Origin of the sequence: Arabiibacter massiliensis, from assembly GCF_902386925.1 — a bacterium.
GTDB classification, from domain to species: Bacteria; Actinomycetota; Coriobacteriia; order Coriobacteriales; family Eggerthellaceae; genus Arabiibacter; species Arabiibacter massiliensis.
In genome coordinates this window covers 3,077,300-3,103,169 of record NZ_LR698996.1, presented here as the reverse complement: position 1 = coordinate 3,103,169, position 25,870 = coordinate 3,077,300, and the positions used below count along the sequence as shown (strand labels likewise).

Genomic DNA, 25,870 nt, shown 5'->3' with positions numbered 1-25,870 from the left:
AGGGCAGGATGGCTTCTGCGAATCGCGAATACACAAAGATGTCCATCCACTGCCATCTCGGCGGTCTAGATGCCGATTGCAAAATAGACACACCGATTTGCCATGAACCTCGGTTCGAATTAACTACTGCATATGAGGAAATAAACGAAGCACATCAAGAGGGATACACTCTCCTTGCCCAAACGAATTCAAATTGCGTCGATGCGGCCTCTTGGTTGCTTGCAAGGAAATATGCACAATCGCAAGGAATTGAGCTCTTGCCTGGCACCGAGATCAATTTGAAGAATTGGGAAGACGAGGGCATCCTCCATGTTGTAGTGGTGTTTCCGCCAACAGCAAACGTACTGCAGCTTCAAATGAAAATGAGAGACATATGTATCGCCAATGGAGAGAATTGCTTCGAGATAAACCAACTTTGCGACCTTCTGTGCGAGAGCAGAGCCGTCATCTGCATTCACGGAATAAAGCAGGATAACAGATCAATTCGCGGTAACCCCCAAATGGCAAAAGAGCTGGTAGGGCTGAATCATTACTTTCCGGTAGCGTTTGAAGACAATAAAAGCTTTCACAAGGATGTGCTTGTCGAAAGCATTAAAGAGTTTTTAGCCGAACGACAGGTCGATTGGCTAAAGAAGGCTGCAGACGTTTCAGCAGTAGATAGAAAACGATTCTCCGATATACAGTCTCCGACTTACATTTGGGCCGGGAACACTTTTGAAGATCTCTATTACTGCGTTTTGACGGGCGCTTCAAGAATCGTACGAGAAGAGGACATTGTCACAAGGCCCTCATTCATAGCTCGAATTAAAATTGACGGCAGTGAGCAAATGACCCAGTCAGATATCTCTTGCTCTCAGGGTCTAAATTGCATCATTGGACCATCAGGAAGCGGCAAAACTCTCCTACTGGATATCCTGAAGTACAAAATGAAATCGGAACACCTTACCGAGACCACCTCAAGCAAGCCCAACTATTCTTCCATCTACAAATCCGAGCACATTCATTTATTTGGACCAGACGGCAACGAGCTCGACCCCACCTTTGGATTTGAAGTAATCGAAGGCGAGAATCTATACCAAAAAGTATTGAGGGCGTATCAAGGCAACCGTGCAGAGCTGATGCGAGAATTGGGTCTCGAAGTTGACACGAGTCAGTATAGTGAAATGATTCAGGAGTTTGAAACCAAAGCGAATCATTATTTGCGCAAACTCCAAGAGATACAGCATTCACAATTGCGCGCAGCGACAGCTCTCGCACAAGTCAAAAGTGCGCACTTGTTTGTCTGCGCAAACGACACTAAACACGTGGACGTTATTGCATACAACCAGGATTCCTCCATCAAGACCAAAGTTGAAATCCTTGGCGCAGACAAGAAAACATGCGAGACTGACTTGTTAAGTGCCACGAAAGCGTTCAAAGAATTAAAAGAAATCGCCGAGAGGCAGGGATTTTCTTCAGGGTTGATTAACCAGCTCGATTCTCTTGCAAATGCCTACCTAACGCAGTTAATGTCGAAAATCACTTGCATCAAGCAGTGCATTGACAGTCTGATCTTTAAGCAAAAGCGCCAATCACTCCTTTTTTCTGCCTGTCAGGTATACAATGGACAAGTTAGCAAGCAGTTTGAGCAAGTAACCGAAAAGAAACAATTAATTGGCGACAAATTGGAAGAGCTAGCCCAGTCGCTTCTCTCATCAAAAGCCGGTACCTACAAATTGTCTGCTCCGTCGCTTAACCCAAAGAAGCTTGCCGATTCTCTCGCTCTCAAAAGCACCAACGATGCAGCAAAACTCGAAATCCATATCATTCCTTTAATTGTTTTCCGCGAAGATCTGAAAAACATCTTTCCGAGCAATATTGCAACAAGAGCAGCTGGCAAAGCAAGAATTTCAGCTTTCGAAGGCCCTTACGATCTTTCCAAAGAAGAGAGCGTCACCAATCTGCTGGACATTTTCTTTAGCGAAGGAGTGCTAGATGGTCTTTCAATATCATTGCCGGTCGAAGAAGCAATTTCTTATAGCATTAAGCTAGAGGATGAAGAAGGGATCTTTAGGCCCATTGACGAATTCTCGGCAGGAATGCTCAGCAAGGTATACGTATCCTATTTCCTCGATTCTGCGATTTCCAACGCCGGAAGCAACACAATCATCCTTTACGATCAGCCAGAATCGAACATGGAGAAAGCTTTCCTGATAGACACGTTGGCCGACAAGTTCTCAAAGCTTCGAAGGACGCATCAGATTTTTGTGGCAACCCATGAACCCCTCCTTGTCGTCAACGCTGACGCAAATGAGATCATCCTTGCCACGAATGAAAAGAAAGTCAATCAGCCTAATCAGATTTTTTACGAAAACCGCTCATTCGTTGGAATCAATGGACGCTCCTCTCTGATTGAAGACGTGGCGGGATTAATTGACGGAGGAACCGGTGCCGTAAGGCATCGCAGCGAAGTTTATGAAGGGATGAAGAAGTAAATGGCAATAAAAGTGACCGTCGAAGCGAATGGAGAATTATACATCAATGCAGAGAAAAGGGGGGTGGCCGACTTGACCCAAGATCTTCTTGAAAAAATTCTTGATGATTCTTTGTCGGATGAAGTCGAATTTTGCATTGAGGGAGACACACCACTCGCAAAATTTTTTAACACCATCCAATCGGAAACTAAAGAGGGATCGGAGTTAAGAAATCTCAAGAAGAGAAACGACGAAGCGTTACAAGCAAAAACCGGCATAGAAGAAGAGCTCCCTGAGCTGATCGCACCAGAAGGCAATTTATGACGTCGGTCTGAACTGAACTAGCTTCTATGCGTTTGAGCGTCCGCGCGAAAGATAGCGTCGTCGAATGACGCCGAAAGCACATCCTCGATGCTCTAAAGTACGGCGATGCGTTCTTTCTTCGGATAACCGCGAAGAGCCGACCTCCCATAGGGGGCCGGCTTCTTGTGCGCCGAAAGGCATAGGCATTCTGGTGATGGGCCTGAGAAGCTCATGCCGATTTCAAATTCCAAGAAGACTGACGGCGTTCACCATCGCTTCTAACCTCAATTCATAGCGAAAGTCCTTGCGAACCGAATGAACGCACTATCGCATCCGGCAGACTTCGTTACCTTCTTCAACACGGATTTTACTCATCCAAGTCGAAGGCGTTATCCTAAAACCAACCCAATCCGAAGTCGCGTGAGCCGTCCGGCTAAATGAAAGCCGGCAGGCTCGCCTTTGCTGAGCAGGTAGCGAAACTGCCGACGCAACCGCCAATACCGACAACGCCCTCAAGCATGTAGGAATTCAATTGAGCCAATGTTTCAGCTTCTCGCCAAAAGTTTGTTCCACGAACTCGGCGAGCTCGCCCTTTTTGGCAAGCTCTGCGGCATCCGCTTTGACGAAATTCGTTTTGCAGCTTCCACCCACTTCACCTTTGTATCCCAGGATGTAGTGCGTCGCGATCTGGTAAATGATCTCAGTCGGAGCAATGCCGAAAACCTGGTTCTCGAGGATATGATCAAGACGCACGCGATCATCCGGAAACAATCTCTTCATCGGCTCGCTGCTATACAGGCGCTTTATGATCTCAGTGATATAAAGGCCCGATTTCATGTACATATCCGCAAAGGTATGCTCCGGGTCATCGAAGCATCCGGGGTTCTCCCTCTCGAACAAGTCGACCATCTGCACAACAACATTGCGTGGGGTGAAGATCTGATTAGTCTTCTGCGGGGGAACGTAGTCGAAGATATCCTCATCGAGCGACCCATCAAAATAGTTTGCAAGCCGAGTACGCAGGTTGACAAATTCTTTAACCGAGTCATTGAACACCACCGGATCAAACAGCTGTCCGGCGAAGTGAACAAGTTCTCCTGTTTCAGGGTTGGCCAAGTCCCCTCCGTCGCGCAATAAGCGGAACTGATCAACAGTCACACTTGTCACCTCTTGAAAAACGTCGGCAGGAATGATCCTGTCGAAGGTTTCAAGCGTTGTGCCCTCATCGCCATACGCCATGAGAAACGACGGTATCGTCCGCGAAAACCCTCGCAGGTGATCGCGGATACCGCCCTCAATAGTCTGTTTTTTAGCCTCTTTCTTAGCGGTTTCTACCTCACGAACCACCACCTCGCCAGCACTCTTCACCAGCTCGTCACGGGAGTCCTTCAAATTGCTTACAAGCTTCTGGCGTGCATTTTCAAGTCTCTCATCATGCTTTCGGTTGATGTCGTAGGCTTCGCTCTGTGTTTGAGCCAAATCAAGCTCTGCTTTGCGATCCTTCTCGATACGGTTTTTCTCAATGGCGAAGCTGCCAACCTCGCGGTTGAGCTTGATGTCAACATCGGCCCTGATGCGTCGCTCCACCTTCCTCTGTTGCAGTGCCTTCATGTCGCTGCCATAATTTTGCTTGGCAGCTTCCATGAGCGGCGCGGCTAAGCTGCTCCCAAACGTCTCTTGAAGCTGGGCGAGAAAAGCATCATCAGGATCGTCCGATTCTTCGATGACGATGGAATCTATGACGCCATCAAGATCGTTGGCGATGTCGCCGTAAACCTTATCACCAAACAACCCTTCCGCTAGACCGACAACCTGCTCTTGTGGGATCTCGATTTCGCAGTCATCGTTGAGATCAAGTTCATCGATAATGTCACGCGTCACGCCGAGATCCTCATTGGGAGCTTTGAAGGGCTCGAATTTTTGCAAAACCTCAAGCACCTCCGCAGGCGCATGAAATACATTACTGATATTCTGGAAAAGGAAATCGCTCATGAAGCCGCGACGAACAACTTCGCGTGAACGAATTTTGCGCGGGATTGAAAGAACGCGCTCGGCATCAAGCTCGACCATCTCACCGTTCTCGTCTTCGCCAATGACCGGGAAAAAGTTCAACAGTGTTCGGATGCGCCGCTTACGGTCATCGAGTGTTCCACCACCCGAAGCCGTGTCGGTGTAGAGATCGTTGGCGAACTCCTCGAAAATCGTGAGCGTACGGGCAGGATCGAAGTCGAAAACGTAAGCATTCTCTTTACGAAGGAAGCCGTCATCATTGCTGAACAAGCAAGGGTTTTGAGCGCGGAAAGCCGCTTGCATGTAGAGCGAGGGACTTTTCATGTTCGAGAGCATAAGAACAGCCGTCCACTCGGGGACAGTGACACCGGTAGTCAGCTGTCCAACAGAGAGGGTGGCGGTTCTATCAAAAGTGGCAATCGCCCCGCGTACCTTGTCGAACGCCTTGACGAACTCGTCTTCGTCCTCGAGTTTGCCGTCTCCAGCAGCGAGCACAATCTCGTAATCCCTAAACACTTCATGCTGGTGCAACTTTTTCGCGAGTGCCTTGGCGGAGTCCACGCGATTGAGCATCCAGAATGTATGCCTCAACTCCTTGCGAAGTTCGGGCGTCGAGAACGGAAACTTTTTCTGCGTAGTAAGCGCATCAAGAAAGCGGTCAACGTCTTCGTTATGAACGAAGTAACCGTTGGCGTTGGTTGCAAAGAATTCGTTCAGGTCAAAGGCGTACTCCACCGTGTCGCCGTCGATGTCCACACCGCGTTGCACTTCGTCCATAACTATGTCGGACATCTGGTAGGTAAACATGTTGAGCTTGGGCAGATCAGAGTAGGGGTTTGGCAGCTCGGGATCTTCCCAATCACGCTTCGCTTGCTGCTCATCCGCATAGGTCCAGTTGAATATGGCATCGTCGGGAAACTTCTCGTTCGCAATTGCCTTGAAAGGCGTGCCGGATAGGTGCAGAGTGAACTTTCGCTCGATATGGTCGAACGCAACATCGGTCTTGAACGTGTCCACACCTTCGTGCGCCTCGTCGATGATGAGCACATCCCACTCAAGCTGTGCAACATGGTCAAGCTTGTCGAACTTGCCGCCGAACTCAATGGCACCCTTTAGGTCTTGCAAACTCACAAATTCGATGAAGCCTTTTGGACCACCGTTACGCAGATTGATGAGGTACTCATCACGCGAAAGGCAATAGGGTTTACCTTGTAAAGCATCCGCAGAGCTGATAAAAACGAGTCCCGACTCGGTGCCTATGAACTTCACGTAGTCGTCGTACCAAGAATTAGCTATCGCAGGGCGGTTCGTTACAATGAGAATTTTTTGTGCGCTGAGCTTGCAGCACAGATCGTAACTTGTGAGCGTCTTACCAAAGCGCGGCTTCGCGTTCCACAGATACTCGCCGCATTCGTGATGACGTGCATAATCAGCAGTTTGTCTCACCGCCTTCTCCTGCTCGCCACGAAGTTGATAGGCGATAGTAGACGGCGCGTCCAAGATGCCGTGGTTTTCCCGGAACTCGTAGAAACGTATTTTCGCAGGATGGGGATCGATCTCGAACCATTCAGTACCAGGCTCATTAACGATGTCGAGTTTTTTCAGATACCCGTGAAAATCGGTGTCACGAAATGTGCCCGAACCGTCTTCGTAGGTTGCGTTGCCGTGCCATTCGATAACGGCGTTAACATTGGCAGTGTGAGTCTGCTGCCTTACCCGAGCCCGAACGTCCTGCTCGGTATATCCTATCTTCGTCCAACCATCGTGACGAGCTATCTCGGGAGTTGTATAGGCATAGATCTGCGGCACAACGGGACGCGAAGTCTTTACTTTGCCCGTGATGTCAGTGAAGGCCATGACTACTCCATCTCTTTCACATGCGTTTCGATAAAAGCAATCTCATCATCGTCGAGCCAATATTTAGCGTAAAGCTGTCGGTCGATGTCCGAAATGGGTTTCGACCAGTCGATATCAGAAGAGGCAGTAAAGTCCTGGAGCGGAATTAGCCTCCATGTAATGGGCGGATTGTGCTGTGTGTTTTTCAGAACGCCAAGCAGTGCACGACAGAGTTTCGTCTTGATATATTTAAGTGCAGCCCTCGCCTCATCCTCAGTCTTAAAGCGGCCAATGCACATAAATGTTTGAGTGAAACCTGTTCCGGGTTCGCCAACAACTGGAGTAGACAAAGCTTCGCCAAACGCTCCAGAACCATTTGATGCCGCCACGATTACCTTATAGCAGCTCAAACATTCATTAGCTAGGTCAATGCAACGAGACGGACAATATCGATAGGCACGCTCCCTTGCGACAAGCCCAAAGATACGAGTATCGTCATCGGATTTTCTCCTTTCAGAAAATATTGGCACTTTTTCGAGTGAATTCGATTTCAACTGACTATGTTTGCCATCACCCGATATAAATTGACGGTAATCGGGATAGTCTTTGTAAAGGCATTTAAGGTTGTAATTACATTGAGTGCCTGTAATCGAGTACAAACTGGATTTGTTCGACTTTGCACCTACCTTGGCAACAACAGATCGCAACACCGGAGTGGGGATAAAAGGCCAATGGGATCATACTCGGCATTAGAATCACGGTAGGTAACGGCTACGCCGCCCTTAATGTCAACGCCTGAAAACACCTTCGACGAATCAGGCTCATACATGACAACTTTCAAGTGGGGATCATTGAGCATTTTTTCGTTCCATATAGCGCTAGTTTGTCCCGAGTTGAACAGGAAGCGCGCCGGCGTAATTAGCTCAACGCGTTCCGAAACTTTGAAAGCCTCATCCATGAACTTGTCGTAGATGGGCAGAGAGCGCGTGCTGCCCATCTCGGGCACTGCCTGGTATGGCGGATTGCCGATCACCGCATAAAACTTCTTCCTCATAGGACATGCACTGCCTTTCAGTTTCGCAAATTCAAGAGGCTTGCTCTCTTGCCAATCGTACATGATGCAAAGAGGCACCGTTCCTTGCGGCTCCTTTGCTTCTAATTCAGATGTAGACTCATTCAGAAAAACGTCGTCCAACAGGTCGAACAACGATTGCTGCATCGTTTCGAATTTTGATCCTTCATGATCAAATAGATCCGATTGAGCAAAAGCGGCTATTTTGTTAGTGGGGGCAGCGCACGTAAGCCCATCCATTTGCCAGAAATTCCACGAAACGATCCACGCGGCCTGCTCAAGCTCGTCGCTGGTCGGCATTGCGCCCCAGCGGTAGCAATAATGCTCGCAGAATGTCTCGAAAACGTTGATGCGCGCAATGAGCAGATTATCGCCCTGATATTCATAGCCATAAGTCGCCTTCAGAGCCGCAAGGGACCACTTAGCCCATTGCTTGCGCGTCGTCGTCTTTTCCGTCACAACCCGCATCTTGCGGTCAAGAAACCCAATACGCATGTTTATAGGCAAAACGTTGCCCGAAACAGTGTCGTAACGCGAGCAAACAAAGGGTGCCTCTCCGCAAGTTATTTCCAAACGAGGACTCTCCACATAAGCATGCCATCCGTGGCCCTTGGTTTTGGGAAAGCGAACCTGGCTTTGGACTGCTGTCCATGATTGAAATTCCTCGACGTTAAATACATCGCGACGCCCAAACCATTCCTCATCGAAGAAATTGTTCATCTGATTACAGAGCCACGAAGGTGTGAACACCTCGGCCCGACTCTTGGTTCTTTGCGACTGGCATTCCCGCTCCTTAGCAATGCGGGGTTTTACAACTCCTGAATTTGAACCTGTGATTTTGGCGATCGTGATTTCATCGTCGCCCATGTATCCGTCCCCAAGCACCTCATATTCGTTATCAGCCCATATAATATTGCGACCAGTGGTTCGATCGCATAGGAGCATCTCAAAAATATGCGTTGGGTATCGGCATTCAAAGTCCCTTATGAAGCCATCGCCCAGCATATATTGATCATTCCGAATCACTTATCAGGTGCCTTCCCTTACGAGCTTCTTGATCATAAGCGTACACGAATGTACCAGCGCAACACTTTGTGGTACTGATTCAGCTTGGGCAACGTCGCGCGGTGCGCTCGACATACAGCGCCACGAACGCCCCGCCCATCATCCTAAAGACAACCATCGGCCTCCGTCTCGCCCGAACCAGCCTTCAGCTAGCCTTTTGAGCGTTTGCATCCAGGCTCCTATTGTCCTAAACGCGAAAATGTATTTTAAGTAATTGTACTTCATATTCACGCTTTATCGAAGAGCCGCCATGAGCGGTTGCGATTACTCTAATCCGCGACCTATTCCAAGCCAAGGATTTCAAACGTCCTATTCAGTGACGATCCTTTCGTCCGAGCACCACATTCGCCCTGTGAGAGCCATGCCAATGTTACGTAGTCGTGCGAACCGAATACCCAAAGATAAGAAGGCTTGGGACACCACGACAAAAGCCTCGATCTAGAGTATACACGGCTCTATACTGAGGCATACGACAAAACCGACGAACCAGCGTTCGCTCTTCCTCCTCGCTCGTGAGCATCTGAAGGCCGGCGTAGCACCCTTTACGCCTCCCTCGTGTAGCGGCATTTTGGGTAGTTGCTGCAACCATAGAATTGGTTGCCGGCATTGGGGCCTTTCTTCGCCGTGCGCAGAACGAGATCGGCACCGCATCGCGGGCAAGCAGAAGCCGACGAGACAGGCTTCTTGGCGACATAGCGTTCCTGGATGTTAGCAACGTGAGCCGCCTTCGCCGCCTCTCCGACGTCGGTCAAAGCCCGCAGGCGTTCGTACAGGGAATCCACCCCTTCGGCGTCGAGGACATCCTCTGCGCCTTCCCAGATCCGGCGCACCGTGGCATAAAGGCGATCCCGCTTGACAACGCTCACGTCGCTGCTTTCAACCGTCACCTTCTTCAACTCGCACCGCTCCGAGAAGACGATGATCGAGAACAGCGGGGTGTCGTCCGCGAGGTACTTCGCCAACCACTTGAGGTGGCTGCGATTCTGTTTGATGGGGTTGTAGAAGCGGTTCTTTTGGCCGTTCGGCAGGCTGACCGTCCAGCTTCGATCGGCCTCGTTGCCGAACACCCAACCCGAGAAGTTCTTGCTCTCGATGACGAAGACGCCCTTCTGGGTGATGAACAGCACGTCGATCTCGGACGTCTCGCCGTTGTCCTTGGGCACGTAGACGTTGCGCAGCACCTTGCCGTCGCGGCCGAACAGCTTGACCAGCTTGAGCTCGCGCTCGGTCAGCTTCTCGCCACGGCGGCCGATCCATTCGGCGTCGAAGATCTGATCGAGCAGAAGATCGATGAGGCCTTTTGCCATGCCGCACCGCCTTTCGAATTAAACGCTCCAACATCATGTTTCATCTTGCCTCGCAGTTTAGCACTCTTCGGATTCCGCCTTCGCATACCGCTTCTCCAGCTCCGATGTATTCAAGTTTTGCCGCAATGGTAGAATGGCCGCAGGCAGAACAAGGGCTCCGCGCTCCATTGCGGAACCCCTCGAGTCGGAATCGGGTGATGTGGCATGGCGAGGAGAATAGTCGAGCGCGGCTTTCAGCTGGATTGCGGCGACGTCGAAGCGCTGAGCGATGACGAAATCGCTGCGATACTGCGGGCCGCGGATCCGATCATCGCGACCGGCGGGCGAACCCTCTTGTCGAAGATCCTCAAAGGGTCGCACGACCAGAAGGTGCTCGCCCACGACCTGGACGGAAACCCGTGCTACGGCGCGTTCTCCGACAAGACGCTGGCGCTGATCACGAACATGATCGACCGCTGCATCCTGGACGGCTACCTCACCATCCGGTACGAAGGGAGGCTGCCCGTCCTCGTCTACACCGACAAAGGGTGGGACATCGAGAAACACATCTATGCCGACGAGCTCCTGTCCGCCTTCCAGAGCGACGCCTCGCAGGGAAAGGACGATTTCATCAAGCGGATGCAGAGCGTCAATCCGGAATGCGTGCGCATCGCGCTCGGCAAGCTCGACGGCGCCGGCGGCCCCGGCGTCCGGCAAGCGCTCGAAGCGTGGCTCCCCCACACGAACGGCAAGGTGAAGAAAAGGATCAACGCCCTCCTCAGCGGTGCCGGAAGGCATGAGGTCCAAGAGAAGAAACGCAAAAGCGGGCGCGACGCCGTGCCCCCCGCCGTTTACGAGATGATCGAGGCGGCCGAAGAACCTGCAAGCGACGACAAACCCCGTCGCAAGGTATCGCTGCGACTGGCAGACGTGATCGACGCCATGGAGATGGTCAGCGACGACAACCAAACCTACTACAACACCTTCACCGGCGAGCTGCACACCTCCTTCGACCGGTTCACTTACGGAGACATCGACCAGCCCGAGCCCGATCTGGAAGCCGACGGCTGGATCTCGCTGCCCGACTCCTACGAAATCGAGGACCTCCGCTGGATGCGCGATTTCGCCCGCGAGCAGCCCGAGCCGATGGGCACCCTCCTCCTCGACGCGGCCTACGAGCGCCACCCCTATCGCCGGTTCAAAGACCGCGCCGCCAACCTGGGCTTTCTGAACGACTGGTTCGCCTACCGCGAAGAGCGCATGCGCGAGGTCGCCCTTGACTGGTTCGAGGACAACGGCTTGATCCCAGCGGAGGGCGAAGACGAGACGAAATAGCGCCTGCGGCAGCGAATCCGCCCGTTCTGCCCCCATTTTCGCCCTCCGGGCGGTGGACTCGCCCCATCCCACACGCCACAATGGCCCCATCAGCCAACCAACACCGCCGCCCGAGGAGGCCCACCGTGAACCAAATACCAACCGGCATGTTCATCGCCCGCAAACGCAAAGAGCTGAACCTCACGCAAGCGCAGCTGGCAGAACGCCTCGGCATCTCGAGCAAGTCCGTCTCGAAGTGGGAGCGCGGCAAGTGCATGCCCGACTACGCCGTGGTGAACGAGCTGTGCGACGCCCTCGGCATCACCGTGAGCGAGCTGCTCGACGGCGAGGAGAACGAGCGCGAGAACCTGCGCATGTACGACAACGACCAGATGATCGAGATGCTCGCGCGCATCCAGCGGCTCGAGAGCCAGCGCGTCACCATCATCGCCATCGCGCTCATCGTGATGGGCATCGGCCTGCTCGCCCTCTCGCCCCTGTTCGGCGGCTCGGACCTGACCGACTTCTTCCGCGGCATGCTGTTCGGCATCGGCGTCGGCGTCATCGTCATCGGCGTCTTTTTGGCTACGCGCAGCGTCTTCGCCTACCTGACGCACGCGGATTAGAGGCTTATGCAGTTCGTACGCTAGATACGCATGCACCGCATGCAACGGCAGGGCCCACCCACATCCCCACCGACAGAAGACGTTCAGGATGAATCATCAATCGCGGGCGTCAAATTCCTCGATGAAGCACTCTAACGCCCGCACGAAACCCTGCTCTGGCGAGATCCCCTCCAAATAGCATATCTGGGCGAATCGCACCCACAGCTCGTTTTCTATTTCGAAAGTCATTTCGACAAGATCGGCGTCACCGTCGCGCGACTGCTCAGCCTCCTCAAGAATCAGCGGCATGTTCTTCTGCAGTAACCGTTGCAGTTCGCCCAGCTCGTCCTCACCGAAGCCTTCCACATCCCAAGACGAGCACGCCGGCACGACGGTTTCTGCGTAGTCCGTCGCCAAACCACGAAAGCGCGTGAACCGAACCCGCAGCTCGTCCTCGCCTTCCACTGTATGAAGGAAATCGTAGTCGAGAAACACGTTGCGTCGTGCTCCGTAGAAATGCCCTAGCAGTTTCATAGTCGGCCTCCTTCTTTGTCGGATCGTCTCTGAAGATACCTTGGGAATACAGACCCGACAACAGTCGCATTAGTCCGATTTTTTCAGACTGCGGGAAAGCGTTAGGCGGCCTCCCCGAAAGACACCACCCAGTAGGATGCCCGCGGCTGGACCCGCCTGAGCTCGTCGCGCTCGCGGCGCATCTGGCGCAGCTCATCGCGCAGAAGCGCGTTCTCCCGCTCCAGCTCCTCGATCCGCCCCGTAGCCGACGGCGGCTCTACGAAGGACTTCCGAGCCTGATCAACCAGCTCTTTCAGCTCGCTTTTGCGGTAGAGCGTGCTCCTTGCCACATGCGCCGCGTTCGCAACGGCGTAAAACGACGGCATCCTCCCTTGCGCGACGAGCCCCTCGATAGCCGTGCGCACGCGACGCTCCATCTCCCTGCCGTACGCCTCCCGCGCGTCCGCGATCGGCGCAGTTCGCCCGTTCTCATCCACAGGAGCCTCCTCTCGCATCCCGTCGACCCGATGGGGCGGATTATACGCTCGAATATTTTTTCGCCTGTCCCGAAAGCACACCTTGCGGCAAAAATCTTTGTGGGATACTGGCGGCGATGCAAGGAAAAACGTTCGACGGGAGGCCGTCATGCAGCTCGACCCCGATTGGAAAAGCCTGTTCTCTTCGCCAAGCCTGATCAAGGGGTATGCCTACCATCTTGACGGATGCGTGCGTGCGCTGACAGCCGACGGCAAAGGCTGGACAGCCGTTGTCGAAGGGTCGTACGACTACCGCGTCTTCGTTCCCAGCGCACCCGGCGATCTGCGCAAGGCGCGCTGCGACTGCCCGCACTTCGCGGGCGGCAACTTCTGCAAGCACCTGGCCGCAACCTGCTTCGAGATCGAGGCCCTGCGCGAGGCGGGTGAGGAAGCCCCAGCCGCCTCCCCCGCCGTCGACGAGCTCGAGCAGCTCATGGACAAGACGGCAGAAGACGATGTCCGCGCCTTCCTCCTCGAAGCACTGCGCGCCGATGATAGCCTGCGACAGCGCTTCGTCGGCGCCTTTGCGGAACCGGATGCCAAGCGCTCGCGCCGCGACCTCGAACGCGCCATCAACCAGGCCATCCGTCTCCACGCGCGGCGCCGCTTCATCGACTACCGCGATGCGTTCCCCTTCCAGCTCGACTTCTCCGAAGCGGTGGAAGCCGCGATCGGCCCCCTGCTCGACCACAACGCGCCGGTCGACGCCTTCGACCTGGTCGAGTTCGTGCTGCTGCGGCTGCAAACCATCGCCATCGACGACTCCGACGGCTTCTTCACCGACGCGCTCGAAACCTGCAAAGGGTACTGGGAGCGCATCTTCAGCGCGGCCGGCCCCGCCCTCCGACGGCAGCTGTTCGAGCGGTTGCTCGCATTCGCTCGGCAAAACCCCTGCGACAATGACGAAGCCGACATCTACTGGTACGAGCGCGAGCACATCGAGAGCTTCCTCGTGGACGCCTTCGTCGCCGATCCGGCATTCGCGCCCGATATCCAGGCCCTGGCCGACGAGCGCATCCAGGAGGCCCGCGCGCGCATCGCCGCCGATCGCTATCCAGGAGGTTACCGCTACGAACTGGGCACTTGGACGCTTGTCAGGCTCCGCGCCATGGAAGCCCTCGCCCGGCCGCTCGAAGAGCTCGAAGCGTTCGCCGAGCCTCTGCTGAACGAGCGCGACGTGCGCCAGTTCTTCGTCGATCGCGCGATCACGCACGGCGACACAGAGCGGGCTATCGCACTCCTTGAGGAAGCCGCGGCCGCTGCGGAAGATCGCTACCCGACCAAGGCGGCCGTTCAGCTGCTCGCGCTCTACGAGCAAACGGGGCGCGTTGACGAGGCGACGGGCATGCTCTTCGAGCTGGCCACTCGCAACGCGTCGCTCGAAAGCGAGCACGGCCTCGCCTGGTTCCGCCAGCTGAAAGCGCGAACCGACGCCGACGAGTGGCCCTGCATGCGCGACCGCGTGCTGGCCGCCACGCGAAGCGAGTCCACCCGCCGCAGGTACCTGGCGCAGGAGGGCCTTTCCGACCTCCTCAAGCAGTCGATAGAGGAAAGCGGGGGGCTCGCGGACGTGCTCCGCTACGAGGATGCACTGAAGGAGCGCCATGCCGATTGGATCCTCGGGCAGTACCGCGCCTCCGCCGAGCGCGATCTGCGACCCTCCGGCAGCCGTGCCGTCTACCGAAGCGTCGTGGAACTCATGGAGCGCATGCAGCGGCTGCCGGGCGGGAGGCCTGTCGTTAAGGAGATGGCAGAGGACTTCAAGCAGCGCTACCCGCGGCGCCGGGTGCTCATGGAGGAACTTGCAAAGCTTGGTTGAGGCCGCGCGCTGCAAGAAGGACTGTGGCACAATGGTCGCGAACCGATTCCGCCTCGCCGCGTGAAAGGATGGCACCATGGACGAGAACGCGCCCGACGCAGCGGAGGCCCGCCCCCATGACGACGCGGGCGATCCGCGCGAGGCGACCAAGCCGGCCAAAACCGCAGCTGAATACGCCGAGGCTTTCGAGAAGGCCGTCGACATCGCCGAGAAGGCCCTGCGCGTCGCCCCCTTCCCGCCGGCCGTGAAGCGCGTGGCCACTCGCGCCATGCCTACGGTGAAGAAGGTGGCGAAGGTTGCGCCGAAGGTGGCGCCGGTTGCCGAGCCCTACGTGCGCAAGGCCGCCGCGAAGGCCAAGGAGGTGGCACCCGACGTCGCCCGCGCGGCGAAGGCCGGGGCGAGGACTGCCGCCGCAGGGGCCCAGGCCGGCGCGAAGGCCGCGGCCACAGGCGCGAAGACGGTAGCCGGCCACGTGCGCGAGACGGCCCCTAAAGTTGGCCACGCGGTAGCCGGCGGCGCGAAGGCCGCGGCCGCCCGCGTGCACGACGACGCCCCCAAGCTCGGCCGAGCCGCCGCCGACAAGGCTTCGCGCATCGCCGACAAGCTCAAGCGCAAAGAGAGCGACCGCTAAGGCCGAGACGCCGCGGGACGGCCGCATCGACCGCCCCGCGCCAATCACCCCGGAAATTCCGGCCCTATCGCTGCCGATCCTCTTTCCACTGCGGCTGATGGCAGGTGAGTCCGCCGTCCAGCGTGAGCACCTGGCCGGTGATGTACTCCGACTCGTCGCTGGCGAAGAACAGTGCCAGCGGGGCCGCGTCCGCGCCGTAGCCGATGCGCGTGCCAGGCAGGTGCGTGAGAACGAAATCGCCAAACTCCTTCACGCCCGGATGCGCCAACGTTGTGTCGTTCAGCATGATGCCGGGGCGGATGCAGTTCGCGCGCACGCCCTGCTTGCCGTACTGAGCTGCGATGTTGCGCGTCATCGTCTCCACGCCGGCCTTCGCCGCGCCGTAGAACGTATGGCCCAGATCGCCCGTCGAGGCGGCGATGGAGCTGAAGTTCACCACGGCGCCCTTGCCGTTCTTCACCATCTCGGGCACGGCGTGTTTCACGAAGAAGAACGCGCCCTTCAGGTTGAAGGCGATCTCCTTGTCGAACATCTCCTCGGTCACCTCGTGGATGGGACCGTTGTCGATGGTCATGATGCAGGCGATGTTGATGAGGTAATCGATTTTCCCGAAGGCCTCAACACACTGATCCACGCAGGCCGCCACCGCGTCCTCGCTGGTCACATCCGTGCGGACGAACAGCGCCTTGCCGCCGGCCGCGCAGATCTCGTCCTGAAGGCTCCGGCCCACCTCCTCGTTGATGTCGGCGATGACTACCGACGCGCCCTCTTTGGCGAACAGCCTGCACGTCTCAAGCCCCGCGCCGCCGCATCCTCCGGTGATGATCCCGGCCCTGCCGTCCATCCTGCCCATGCTCGACCTCCCTCTGCTCGCGCAATCCGAGGAATTTCGGATTCCTTTCCGCTCACGATACCGCGTTTCCCCGCGCACCACAAGAACCGGGCCGGCAGTCGGCCCGCTCCGAGTCCGTCAACGCCGCCGAGCGCCCCGCATCACGCCGGCTTTCCCGTGGTAGAATTCGTTCGGAAACCACGCCGCCGCAGAAGCGGCCGGAGACGAGACGACGCACCCGAAGGAGCGCAAGCATGATCAAAGAACTGGTGACAGACGAGGCCTTCCTCTCGCAGCCGTGCGAGCCCGCCACCGCCGAGGATGCCCAGGTGGCGCAGGATCTGCTGGACACGCTGGCATCGCTCGACGAGGCGGCGTGCCTGGCCGCCAACCAGATAGGCGTTGCGAAGGCCGTCGTCGTCTACCACGACGAGGACGACCAGCCCCACATCATGTACAACCCGGTGATGAAGCAGGCGCTCGGCGCGTACAAGACCGTCGAGGGCTGCCTCACCCTGGAAGCCGAGTCCAAGGTGACCCGCTTCGAGCGCATCAAGGTGGTCTACGACGAGCTGGCGGACGGCGCCTTGGTCAGCCGCAAGCGCGACTTCACCGGCTGGACCGCCGAGCTCATCCAGCACATGATCGACCACTGCAAGGGCAAGCTGGTCTAGCGGTAGAAGCTCAGTATGCGGCGCAATCGGCTCCTTGGCTCACAGGCAAAAGGGACATGCACGCCGCAGCAAACCCACCGGAGAAAGCGAGTTGGTAGCTGGACCCGCTTCCGGACGAACACGTAGCCGCATCCCTCTAAAGGCATAAGCGGTTCGGAAGGCGGGCGTACTCATTATGAACAAAAGGCAGCCTATAAAAACAACGATCCAAGAGTCGATTGACTATTGGTCCAACCATATGAACGAGTCCGGATTGAGTGTTGATTGGAGCGAAGCCCAAAATCATTGCTGGAGATGCGGCTGCAAGAAGAACTTGGAGCGATGTCATGTCGTGCCCCACGCCTTGGGTGGAAAAGACGAGCCGTCGAATATTGTCCTCCTTTGCCACCGATGCCATGCGGAGGGGCCGAACGTTAATGACCCTGAAATCATGTGGGACTGGATTAAGGCTTACGGAGTACCGTATTACGACACTTTCTGGAAGATCATGGGAATGAAGGAGTATCGATTCATATACAAACGCAGCGTCTTGAGCGAGGCAGAAGCACTGCTAAAAGCAGCAGAAGTAACCATTGACTCTCCGTTGGCGCAGAAGCTTCTCAACGACCATCTTAATATGGCAAACCAAGAGGCAAGCATTCATTTCGGGCAGCCACATTTCAACGCAGCCACCATGGCGGGTATATTTCGTATGGCCCTGAAGAATATGGCGCAGACCCTTGGCGTTGACTTCCCGTCGTTGCCAGAAGCCAGAAACATTGCGCACGAACCGTGGTGGAGCGAGCTGACGTAGCTCGAGCTTCGTCGTGTGCCCAAAACACAACAGAAGGCTTTTCAATATAGGACCCACACGCCCAACCAAATGCGAAAAGGAGAACCACATGTGGAATAAACTCGCTAATATCCGGAACATTTTCACCCCTAGAAATATCGTAAAATGCATTCCAGCTCTTTTGTCCATTGCCTCAATTATTGTTTGTATACATGTGGGCACGCAAAGCGACGCGATCGCAAAGGAACAAAACGCGCTTTATCAAAAATACGAAAGACTTAACAGCTACACTAGTCCACTAAGTTATCAGGTAGACTTATCAGGTGAAGGACAGATCATTGCTACTCCTCAGAATGAATCTGAGCCTTATACAATCAACGGTAATTCCATTCGTATCACCTCGCTTTCTGGAAGCGTGGCAAAAGCTTATGCCGTGGTATATCAAAAAGGCGTCTTTGGCGCCATCATGCCACTTGAACTGGAAACCAGCGAATCTATTGCCACCCATGATCCTCAAGACGCTATTTGGGTTTTTAATAAATTTAGTGTACCGATAATCGGACATAGCGAAGACTTTGCCTATGGGACACTTTTCCTAATCATCCTAGATTATCAAGGCAATTACACGACAAACATGATCACGTTTACTTTTTCAGAAACGGAGCTTGTAGCAAATCATATTTATTGGCCTATTGATGTTTTATACACAGCCAATGACGAGGGTTTTAACGAGCAAAATCTGGGGAGTTTCGAAAGCAGCCAGCTAAAACAGTACGGCGATCTTCTGCGCTCGCTATCCCAAGTGTTAGGAAATAGCACAGAACGGTGACATGGCAAGCGATGCCAAACGACGCTAAACGGCTGAACGCCAAAGAACCGTTAGCATCGCACGAGTAGATTTTAATCGGGTAGAATGTTGCGGCGAACTTTTCGTCCCGCCCGCTGCATGCGCTAGGAGAACACGTGCTGAACGACCCTGCCTTCACGCCCGAAACGCCCGCCGACGACACAGCCGCGCTCGACCCCGTGTTCCAGCAGGAGCAGGGCCACCTCGCGCGCACCTACGCGAAGCTCCAGCAGATCGGGCGCGGGCTCGTGCGCAAGATGGAGCGCGCGCAGCGCGAGGCGGCGGCCGACAAGAAGGCCATGGCCGAGGAGCTCGCGCCCAACTTCGCCACCTACGCCGACGCGATGGAGACCTACGCCGACTTCGCGGCCATGAACCGCGTGATCGACGGGTACAACCTGGCGCAGGACGCCGACGCCGCCGAGCTCGCCAAGGTGGAGCTCCTGCTCAAGCAGCCTTACTTCGCCAAGGTCGCCCTGCAGTTCAAGCCCGATCAGGAGCCCAAGGAGCTCTACATCGGCACGGCCGGCATCTCGGACGAGAACTACCGCCGCCTCGTGGTGGACTGGCGCTCGCCCGTGGCCGAGACCTACTACAACCAGGACAACGGCCGCACCTCGTACGTGGCCGACGGCCGCACGATCACGACCGACCTCAAGCTGCGCCGCCAGTTCGACATCGAGGAAGACCGCCTGAACGCCTACTTCGACACCACGGTCGCCATCCAGGACTCGCTTCTGCTCGCATCGCTCTCGAAGCAGCGCACCGCGCAGATGAAGGCCATCACGGCCACCATCCAGAAGGAGCAGAACACCGTCGTGCGCCACGAGGACGTGCCGGCGCTGCTCGTGAGCGGCATCGCGGGCAGCGGCAAGACGTCGGTGCTCTTGCAGCGCATCGCGTACCTCTTCTACCAGCAGCGCGGAAGCCTCGATGCGAGCGAGGTCTTCCTCGTCTCGCCGAACCCGGTGTTCAGCCACTACATCGCGAGCGTGCTCCCCGACCTGGGCGAGCGCAACCCGGAAAGCCTCACCTGGGACGAGTTCGCACGCCGTCTGCTGCCGCCCGGCCGTGGCAGCGGCGACGTCAACGTGCCCCTCGCGGCGCTGGCCCGCATCGACAAGGCCGTCGAGTCGTTCGAGTTCGACGCGAACGACTTCAAGGACGTCCGCGTGGGCGAGAAGCGCCTCATCGCCGGCGACCAGATCCGCAAGCTCGCCGACAAGCTCGGCCGCATCCCCGCCGGGCCGCACCGCATCACGCTCATGCGCGAGGAGCTGCACGCGCGCCTGGAGAGCCGGCTTGCGCAGATGCCCCGCACCGACGAGGCGCTCGACGAGCTGGAGGCCCTCGAGGCCGAAGAGCAGCTGCGCGTCTTCGGCGAGCTCATCGCGCCAACCGACGAGCAGGAGGAGCGCGCGCTCGCCCTGCGCTACCTCACCGACCGCTACGCCGACGCCTTCACCGCTGTGGAGAACGACGACTGGCTGCGCATCGACCGCATCGGCATGCGGCTCATCGGAACCGACGGCCTCGCGCCGCTCGAGTGGCTTTACCTGAAGATGGCGCTCACCGGCCTCGGCAACCCGGACGCGAAGTACGTGATGGTCGACGAGGTGCAGGACTACACCGCCGCCCAGCTGGCCGTGCTCGCGCGCTATTTCCGCCGCGCGAACTTCCTGCTTTTGGGCGACCCGAACCAGGCCATCGCACCCGACACGGCCACGTTCGACGAGGTGCGCGAGGTGTTCCGCGCCGCCCGCGGGAAGGTGGAGGAATGCCGCCTCATGACGAGCTACCGCTCGACGCCCGAGATCACCGCCCTGTTCGCGAGCCTGCTGCCGCCCGAGGAGCGCGGATCCGTCTCGTCCATCCAGCGCGCCGACGAGCCGCCAGCCGTCCGCGCCTTCGACGACGACGCCGCCTACGAGGACGCCCTGCGCGCCGCCGTCGCCGAGGCACGGGCGGGCGAGGGGCTCGCCGCCGTCATCGTGCCGTGGAAGCACGAGGGCAAGCGCCTCCAGCAGCTGCTCGGCGACGCGGCCCCCGCCCTCGTGGACGAGCACGACGAGCTGCCCGCGAGCGGCGCCGTGCTCATCACGCTCAAGCTGGCGAAGGGCCTCGAGTTCGACCACGTGGTGGTGCCGGACGCCTCGGCGCGCGTCTTCCCCGCCGACGACCTCTCGCGCCGCCGCCTCTACACCACTCTCTCACGCGCCACCCGCCGCGTCGACGTGCTCGCGAAGGGCTCGCTCACGCCACTTCTGCAGAACAGCGTATCCGAGGGAGCCGCCGATTGATGCGGAACGCTCGCATCGTTTCGTAGGGCAAGGGCTCTGCCCTTGCCGCCCAGCCTGCGACGTTTTCCCTGGCCGACGGCAGGGCAGAGCCCTTGCCCTACGAGAACCCGCACTCGCGCAGCAATCGCGCGCTGCCCGGCCTCGTCACGCCTTGAGGATGTCCCCCATGCGCTCGGCGAGGTAGTCGCGCGCGGCCTGCGAGTATTGCGGGCACGAGAAAGCCCGGCCCATCCGCTCGCCGCTGTACGTCGAGATGCCTATCTCCTCGCCGAGCGCGGTGGGCTTGCGCCGATCCCAGTCCCCGTCCTCAAGGTACTGGTAACCGGCGCGCAGGAGGCAGGCGTTCACGTCCCTCGCCTCCACGCCCTCGAGTAGCGGGGCCAGACGCGGGTCGCGCCGCCACTCCTCCAAGCAAGCCGTGATCTTCTTCGGGCACTCCTCCTGCGCGGCCGGGCAGGCGGCCAAGCGTTTCCGCGCCTTCTTCTCGGCGGCCTTCCCCATCACGAACAGGCCCTCCGCTTCGCCCGCCTCGAACGCGCGCAGCTGCGCCCGCAGGTACGCCTCGATGGTGGGCGGCGGGTAGCCGTCGATGAGCTTGTCCGCCCCGGCGCTCAGGGCGGCGGCCCGCAGCGCCTCCGTCTCCCAGAACGTGCTGCCGTCCGAGGGGATGCGCAGGAACACGAACGACGAACCGGGGCCCACCTCCTTCGGGAAGTGCGCCCAATCCTCCCAGCCCGTGCGGTACTCCGCCTCGCCCATTCGCATCTGCGCGTTGCTGCCCGGATGGAGCGACCCGTCGCGGATAAGCCCGAGCCAGGCGAGCGTCGCATGGCAGACGTCGCGCGCCACCGCGTTCTTCCGGTCGTCGGCGAGCTTGCGCGAGCAGTCGGCGGGGCCGGCCTTGCGGTCGAACCGGTGGTGGCCCCCGTCGGCCTCGATGGCCATCGCCACGCGGCCCGTCGCCGGGTCGAACACCACGAAGTCGAAATGCGCCTCGGAGGAGCTCTGGTACTCGTCCTCGCAGCGCTCGCTCAGCCGCGGCCCGTCGCCGCCCAGCCTCAGCTGGTCGAACGTCACATGCTTCGCGAAGGCAAGGCCGCTCAGGTCCATCCCCCTCAAGGCCCGCTCGACGCACTGCTCGGGAGCGTGGTCGCCGCCGCGCTTCCGCGGGTTCTGCAGGAAGGGGATGTCGTCGAAGATGGACGTGATCGCCGAGCGATGGAAACCGAACCAGGGGTTCGCCCGCTGCTGATCGGCCTCCTCGACGGAAAGCCCCTCGATCGTGCGATGCGCGTACTCCACGAGCTTGCGGACGAACATCTCCTGGTTGCCGGGGTCGTCCTCCGCCCTCGCCGGCTTCTTGACGTACGCCTGCCGTCCGGCCAGCCGCTCCTGCGCCTCGCCGTCCAGAAGCTTCGTGGACAAGATGACGCACAGCTCCTCCTTGGCGCGCGAGGCGGCCACGTTTACCAGCCGGCGACCCTGCGACCAGGGCCATTCCCAGTTGCCGTCCTCCACGGGCAGCAGGTACACCGCGTCGAACTCCTGGCCCTGCGACTTGTGGACGGTCAGCGTGTACACCTGCTCGAGGTCGCTCGTCTCGAACTCCTCGCCCTCGCCCACCTCGAGCTCCACCGCGCCTTCGGCCACGACGTCCTTCAGCAGCCGCTGCACGAGCGACTTCAGCAGGTATATCTGCCCCCTGAACGGCGAGAGGATGCAGATGGACTTCCCGCGCTCGGCCAGGCTGCGCAGATGCGCCGCCTCCTCCTCGCGCAGGATGGCCAGCTGCTTGCGGTTCACGCAGGTCGAGCGCGTCTTCTTGTTCGGCTGCTCCTCGGGCGGCGCGGACGGCGGCCACGTGCCCTCGCGGTAGTCGCCCTCGTACCAGCATATCCGGATGGGGCACGGCGCATCGCCTGGGCGCACCGGCGTCTTCACCACCAGCTGGCCCTCGTACACCGCCTCGTTGCAGAAGCCGATGATGGCCGGATGGCAGCGGTAGTGCTCGGTCAGCATCGTGCGCAGCTCGGGGTTGCGGTCGCTGAACACCTCGTAGCACGACGAGAGGAAGCTCAGCCCCTCGCGGCCGATGTCGTAGGGCGAGCGCTCGTCGCACTTGAGCCGCTTGAACAGCCCCAGCTCGTCGGAGACGCGCCGCATCTGCGCGCAGTGCTCGTCGGTGATCACCGGGGGCAGCTGCTCCTCGTCGCCCACGAGCACCATCCGCCGGGCGCAGCTCATGGCCACCACGCCCACGATGAGGTTCGTCTGCGACGCCTCGTCCATGATCAGGAGGTCGTACTTCTCAACGTCGCCGTCGGCGAAGCACTTCTTGAGCGAATGAACCGTGCTCGTCACGAACGGGAACTTGGCGGCGAACTCCCCCAGCCGCTTGTTCAGCTCCCAGCCGCCGATGCGCTCACCGTCGGGAAACTCGTGCTCGCCCGCCTCGAACGCGAGGTTCGCGCCGGTCAGCGGGTCGCACGCCCTCTGACGGAGCGCCTTACTCCCCAGGGCGGCGTGCGCGCAGGCAGCCCGGTACGCCAGGTCGCCGTCGAACAGCTCGCGGGCTTGCGCTAGCGTCTTCTCGCCGTGGAAGGCGAGCGCGGCGGCCACCTTCCGCTCGACGTTCTCGACGGCGGCCGCGTTCGTGGACACCACCGCCACCCGCTCGCCGCACGCGACGGCCAGGGCGACGATGCGCAGGATGGTCTCGGTCTTGCCTGTGCCGGGCGGGCCCTTGATGATGGACAGGGGGTAATGGAGTGCCTTGTGCACGGCGAGCCGCTGGTTCGCGTTGAGCGGATGGGGGCTCTGCGGGAACAGCTCGGCCAGCAGACGATCTTCCTCGACAACGAGCGCCGGGTCGATCGCCGGGGGATGCAGCACCTCGTCGACGTCGGTGCCGAGGTAGGCGTCCAGAAGCGGGGCGTAGCGGCGGGGGTCGGCCTTGTCGAGGTCGCCGTCGATGCAGGAGCGGTAGTACCACAGCAGCGAGTAGAACGCCTGACCGTCCTCGTAGCAGTCGCGGCCGGGGACGGAGCCCTCGCCCGCCCTGCCCGACAGCTCCGCCGCCGTGCGGAAGTACCTCAGCAGCTTCTTCCGCGACACTCCCCGCTTCTTGCCCATCGCATGCCTCCGTCCTACGCGCCGCGCCCGCTTCGGGAACTTCCGCGACGTCGAACCGATTATACCAGCGCGATCAGGCGATCTTGCCGGCGGCGCGCCCCAAGCCGTATACTGGGGGCCGACGACGCGGGGCTCCTCGGCGCGAGGGCCCCGCGATTTCGGGAAGGAGAACTCATGAGGACGTTCGTCGCGCTCGACCTGCCGCCGGACTTCGCCGACGACGTGGCGGGGCTCGCCCGCCAGCTGGGAGCCGCCGTGGAGGGCCGCTTCCTGCCGCGCTCGACCTACCACCTCACGCTCGCCTTCCTCGGCGAGGTCGACGAGGCGCAGGCTGCCCGCGCGGCCGACGCACTCGATGCCGCGTGCGCGAACACGGCCCCCGTCGTGCTGACGAGCGACGGCCTGGGCAAGTTCGGCCGCGCGAGCGACGCGACGCTCTGGCTCGGCGTCGTGCCCACCCGCGAGCTCGAGGACCTCGCCGAGCGCCTGCGCGACGAGCTGGCCTCCCGCAACGTCCCCTTCGACGCGAAGCCCTTCAAGCCCCACATCACCCTCGCCCGCCGCGCCCGCATCCCCAAGGCGAGCCTGCCCCCGCTCGCCTTCCCCCGCGACGACCGGGCCGCCGCCGTCACGCTCTACAAGAGCACCCTCGAGCGCACCGGCGCCGTCTACAAGCCCCTCCATACGGCGCGCCTCGACGGTTAGAGGGAGGCTACCCCTCGACCGTGCGGTCGTGGTTCACCACGCGGTAGAAGAGCTCGCGGATCTCGTCGGGATCGCTCGTCTGGCCGAGGGCCCACATCGTCTTCGCCACGAGCGCCTCGGTGGTCATGTCGCCGCCCTTGAGGATGCCGGGATGCCCCGCGTACGCGCGCCCCACTTCGTATACGCCCAGGTCGCAGCCCTCCTCCGGCACCTGCGTGGTCACCACCAGCGTGCGCCCGGAGTCCACCCAGTCGAAGATGGCGCGCCGGTAGTCGCCGTAGTCGGGGATGCCGCCGATGCCGAACGTCTCCAGGATGACGGCGTCGTAGTCGCGTTTGAGCAGGCCGAACACGCTCGGGTTCATGTCGGGCGTGAGCTTGAGCACGAACACGCGCTCGTTCATGCGCTCGTACACCCGCGGCGCGCCGCCCTCGCACGCGCACCGCGCCGGAGAGCCCGCCCGCACGATGCGCCCGCCGCGCACGAGCGCGATCTCGGGGAAGTTCACGCTGGAAAACGCGTTGAAGCTCATCGTGCGCTGCTTGCGCGCCCGCGTGCCCGCGATCACCGTGCCGCCGAACACCACCGACACGTCGCACGAGCGGTCGTCGGCGGCGTAGAGCAGGCTCTGGTACACGTTGAGCTTCGCATCGGTGAAGGGGCTCGCCATGGGCTGCTGCGAGCCGGTGAGCACGATAGGCTTGGGACTGCCCTGGATCAGGTACGACAGCGCGGCGGCCGTGTAGGCCATCGTGTCGGTGCCGTGCAGCACGACGAAGCCGTCGTAAGTCGCGTAGGCGCCCACGATCTCGTCGCGGATGCGCTCCCAGTCGGCCGGACGCATGTTCGTGCTGTCGATGTTCATGGGCTGCACCACGTCGAAGTCGCACAGCCCCTCGATCTCGGGCACGTAGCGCGCCAGCTCCGCGCCGCCGAGCGCCGGGTGGAGCCCCCGCTCGTCCTCGACCGAGGCGATGGTGCCGCCCGTGGCTATGATCAGGATGTTCTTCATGAGCCTACCCTTCGACTCTTTGTACCAGTTTTTGTGCAGTCTTTGTACCAGTTGGAGCAAGGCCTTCGGCAATCATACCAGACAAGCAGATTGCCGCGCCCTCCGCAAACACCCTCCCCCGCTTCGTGCAGAAAACGCGAAGCATCGGGCGGT

20 protein-coding genes are annotated in these 25,870 nt (G+C 59.0%); 11 read left to right on the top strand and 9 right to left on the bottom strand.

All coding sequences use genetic code 11. The annotated features are described in order from the left end of the window. Window positions 1-8: 8 nt before the first annotated feature. Both FX134_RS13290 and FX134_RS13285 read left to right on the top strand, forming a co-directional pair. Window positions 9-2,474: an AAA family ATPase gene (locus FX134_RS13290; protein WP_172623492.1), complete on the top strand. Its 2,466-nt coding sequence runs from the start codon at window positions 9-11 to the stop codon at window positions 2,472-2,474. Next, window positions 2,475-2,777, top strand: coding sequence for a hypothetical protein (locus FX134_RS13285; RefSeq protein WP_143412207.1), 303 nt, complete (start codon window positions 2,475-2,477; stop codon window positions 2,775-2,777). It begins immediately after the preceding gene. 507 nt (window positions 2,778-3,284) lie between these two features. Here the strand turns inward: FX134_RS13285 and FX134_RS13280 are convergent. The 4 genes from FX134_RS13280 to FX134_RS13265 all read right to left on the bottom strand — a co-directional run bounded on the left by FX134_RS13280 (window position 3,285) and on the right by FX134_RS13265 (window position 10,046). Continuing rightward, window positions 3,285-6,623 (bottom strand): DEAD/DEAH box helicase, encoded by a 3,339-nt coding sequence (locus tag FX134_RS13280; protein WP_080802925.1) that lies wholly within the window; start codon window positions 6,621-6,623, stop codon window positions 3,285-3,287. Between the two features lie 2 nt (window positions 6,624-6,625). After that, a complete protein-coding gene (locus FX134_RS13275; RefSeq protein ID WP_143412206.1) occupies window positions 6,626-6,991 on the bottom strand; it encodes a hypothetical protein in 366 nt (121 codons plus the stop codon). 293 nt (window positions 6,992-7,284) lie between these two features. Continuing rightward, complete coding sequence (locus tag FX134_RS13270) at window positions 7,285-8,541, bottom strand: Eco57I restriction-modification methylase domain-containing protein (RefSeq protein WP_172623491.1); 1,257 nt, start codon at window positions 8,539-8,541, stop codon at window positions 7,285-7,287. A gap of 740 nt (window positions 8,542-9,281) precedes the next feature. After that, on the bottom strand, window positions 9,282-10,046 hold the full coding sequence (locus FX134_RS13265; RefSeq protein ID WP_080802912.1) for an NERD domain-containing protein: 765 nt from the start codon (window positions 10,044-10,046) through the stop codon (window positions 9,282-9,284). A 204-nt stretch (window positions 10,047-10,250) separates the two neighbouring features. Between FX134_RS13265 and FX134_RS13260 the strand changes: the two genes are divergently transcribed. Both FX134_RS13260 and FX134_RS13255 read left to right on the top strand, forming a co-directional pair. Beyond that, window positions 10,251-11,360, top strand: coding sequence for an RQC-minor-1 family DNA-binding protein (locus FX134_RS13260; protein ID WP_080802909.1), 1,110 nt, complete (start codon window positions 10,251-10,253; stop codon window positions 11,358-11,360). 125 nt (window positions 11,361-11,485) lie between these two features. Next, window positions 11,486-11,965 (top strand): helix-turn-helix domain-containing protein, encoded by a 480-nt coding sequence (locus tag FX134_RS13255; protein WP_080802907.1) that lies wholly within the window; start codon window positions 11,486-11,488, stop codon window positions 11,963-11,965. Between the two features lie 96 nt (window positions 11,966-12,061). Here FX134_RS13255 and FX134_RS13250 read toward each other — a convergent pair whose 3' ends face one another. Further along, on the bottom strand, window positions 12,062-12,478 hold the full coding sequence (locus tag FX134_RS13250) for a hypothetical protein (protein ID WP_080802904.1): 417 nt from the start codon (window positions 12,476-12,478) through the stop codon (window positions 12,062-12,064). A gap of 101 nt (window positions 12,479-12,579) precedes the next feature. Beyond that, complete coding sequence (locus FX134_RS13245) at window positions 12,580-12,954, bottom strand: hypothetical protein (protein WP_080802900.1); 375 nt, start codon at window positions 12,952-12,954, stop codon at window positions 12,580-12,582. A gap of 148 nt (window positions 12,955-13,102) precedes the next feature. On the opposite strand from FX134_RS13245, the gene FX134_RS13240 reads away from it, so the two are divergent. After that, window positions 13,103-14,812 carry an SWIM zinc finger family protein gene (locus FX134_RS13240; RefSeq protein ID WP_080802897.1) on the top strand — a complete coding sequence of 570 codons (1,710 nt, stop codon included), beginning with the start codon at window positions 13,103-13,105 and terminating at the stop codon, window positions 14,810-14,812. 76 nt (window positions 14,813-14,888) lie between these two features. Further along, the gene (locus FX134_RS13235; protein ID WP_197735984.1) at window positions 14,889-15,443 is read left to right on the top strand and encodes a hypothetical protein; all 555 of its coding nucleotides are present in this window, start codon (window positions 14,889-14,891) and stop codon (window positions 15,441-15,443) included. 64 nt (window positions 15,444-15,507) lie between these two features. Here FX134_RS13235 and FX134_RS13230 read toward each other — a convergent pair whose 3' ends face one another. Next, a complete protein-coding gene (locus tag FX134_RS13230) occupies window positions 15,508-16,296 on the bottom strand; it encodes an SDR family NAD(P)-dependent oxidoreductase (RefSeq protein WP_080802894.1) in 789 nt (262 codons plus the stop codon). 233 nt (window positions 16,297-16,529) lie between these two features. On the opposite strand from FX134_RS13230, the gene FX134_RS13225 reads away from it, so the two are divergent. The 4 genes from FX134_RS13225 to FX134_RS13210 all read left to right on the top strand — a co-directional run bounded on the left by FX134_RS13225 (window position 16,530) and on the right by FX134_RS13210 (window position 20,868). Beyond that, window positions 16,530-16,949 (top strand): peptide deformylase, encoded by a 420-nt coding sequence (locus FX134_RS13225; RefSeq protein WP_080802890.1) that lies wholly within the window; start codon window positions 16,530-16,532, stop codon window positions 16,947-16,949. 175 nt (window positions 16,950-17,124) lie between these two features. After that, window positions 17,125-17,742, top strand: coding sequence for an HNH endonuclease (locus tag FX134_RS13220; RefSeq protein ID WP_143412205.1), 618 nt, complete (start codon window positions 17,125-17,127; stop codon window positions 17,740-17,742). An 88-nt stretch (window positions 17,743-17,830) separates the two neighbouring features. After that, the gene (locus FX134_RS13215) at window positions 17,831-18,550 is read left to right on the top strand and encodes a hypothetical protein (protein ID WP_143412204.1); all 720 of its coding nucleotides are present in this window, start codon (window positions 17,831-17,833) and stop codon (window positions 18,548-18,550) included. Between the two features lie 134 nt (window positions 18,551-18,684). Further along, window positions 18,685-20,868, top strand: a complete 2,184-nt coding sequence (locus FX134_RS13210; RefSeq protein WP_232050960.1) for a HelD family protein — start codon at window positions 18,685-18,687, stop codon at window positions 20,866-20,868. A 144-nt stretch (window positions 20,869-21,012) separates the two neighbouring features. On the opposite strand, the gene FX134_RS13205 is transcribed toward FX134_RS13210, so the two are convergent. Further along, window positions 21,013-24,000, bottom strand: a complete 2,988-nt coding sequence (locus FX134_RS13205; RefSeq protein WP_080802887.1) for an AAA domain-containing protein — start codon at window positions 23,998-24,000, stop codon at window positions 21,013-21,015. Between the two features lie 174 nt (window positions 24,001-24,174). Between FX134_RS13205 and thpR the strand changes: the two genes are divergently transcribed. Then, the gene (gene thpR / locus FX134_RS13200; RefSeq protein WP_080802884.1) at window positions 24,175-24,705 is read left to right on the top strand and encodes an RNA 2',3'-cyclic phosphodiesterase; all 531 of its coding nucleotides are present in this window, start codon (window positions 24,175-24,177) and stop codon (window positions 24,703-24,705) included. A 7-nt stretch (window positions 24,706-24,712) separates the two neighbouring features. Here the strand turns inward: thpR and FX134_RS13195 are convergent, their stop codons facing one another. Beyond that, on the bottom strand, window positions 24,713-25,717 hold the full coding sequence (locus FX134_RS13195; protein WP_080802881.1) for an asparaginase: 1,005 nt from the start codon (window positions 25,715-25,717) through the stop codon (window positions 24,713-24,715). Window positions 25,718-25,870: the final 153 nt, after the last annotated feature.

Coding starts and splice junctions, on each gene's coding strand:
- FX134_RS13290 (WP_172623492.1), top strand. CDS start 9: ATGGCTTCTGCGAATCGCGAATACACAAAGATGTCCATCCACTGCCAT.
- FX134_RS13285 (WP_143412207.1), top strand. CDS start 2,475: ATGGCAATAAAAGTGACCGTCGAAGCGAATGGAGAATTATACATCAAT.
- FX134_RS13280 (WP_080802925.1), bottom strand. CDS start 6,623: ATGGCCTTCACTGACATCACGGGCAAAGTAAAGACTTCGCGTCCCGTT.
- FX134_RS13270 (WP_172623491.1), bottom strand. CDS start 8,541: ATGGGCGACGATGAAATCACGATCGCCAAAATCACAGGTTCAAATTCA.
- FX134_RS13265 (WP_080802912.1), bottom strand. CDS start 10,046: ATGGCAAAAGGCCTCATCGATCTTCTGCTCGATCAGATCTTCGACGCC.
- FX134_RS13260 (WP_080802909.1), top strand. CDS start 10,251: ATGGCGAGGAGAATAGTCGAGCGCGGCTTTCAGCTGGATTGCGGCGAC.
- FX134_RS13250 (WP_080802904.1), bottom strand. CDS start 12,478: ATGAAACTGCTAGGGCATTTCTACGGAGCACGACGCAACGTGTTTCTC.
- FX134_RS13240 (WP_080802897.1), top strand. CDS start 13,103: ATGCAGCTCGACCCCGATTGGAAAAGCCTGTTCTCTTCGCCAAGCCTG.
- FX134_RS13235 (WP_197735984.1), top strand. CDS start 14,889: ATGGACGAGAACGCGCCCGACGCAGCGGAGGCCCGCCCCCATGACGAC.
- FX134_RS13230 (WP_080802894.1), bottom strand. CDS start 16,296: ATGGGCAGGATGGACGGCAGGGCCGGGATCATCACCGGAGGATGCGGC.
- FX134_RS13225 (WP_080802890.1), top strand. CDS start 16,530: ATGATCAAAGAACTGGTGACAGACGAGGCCTTCCTCTCGCAGCCGTGC.
- FX134_RS13220 (WP_143412205.1), top strand. CDS start 17,125: ATGAACAAAAGGCAGCCTATAAAAACAACGATCCAAGAGTCGATTGAC.
- FX134_RS13215 (WP_143412204.1), top strand. CDS start 17,831: ATGTGGAATAAACTCGCTAATATCCGGAACATTTTCACCCCTAGAAAT.
- FX134_RS13205 (WP_080802887.1), bottom strand. CDS start 24,000: ATGGGCAAGAAGCGGGGAGTGTCGCGGAAGAAGCTGCTGAGGTACTTC.
- thpR (WP_080802884.1), top strand. CDS start 24,175: ATGAGGACGTTCGTCGCGCTCGACCTGCCGCCGGACTTCGCCGACGAC.
- FX134_RS13195 (WP_080802881.1), bottom strand. CDS start 25,717: ATGAAGAACATCCTGATCATAGCCACGGGCGGCACCATCGCCTCGGTC.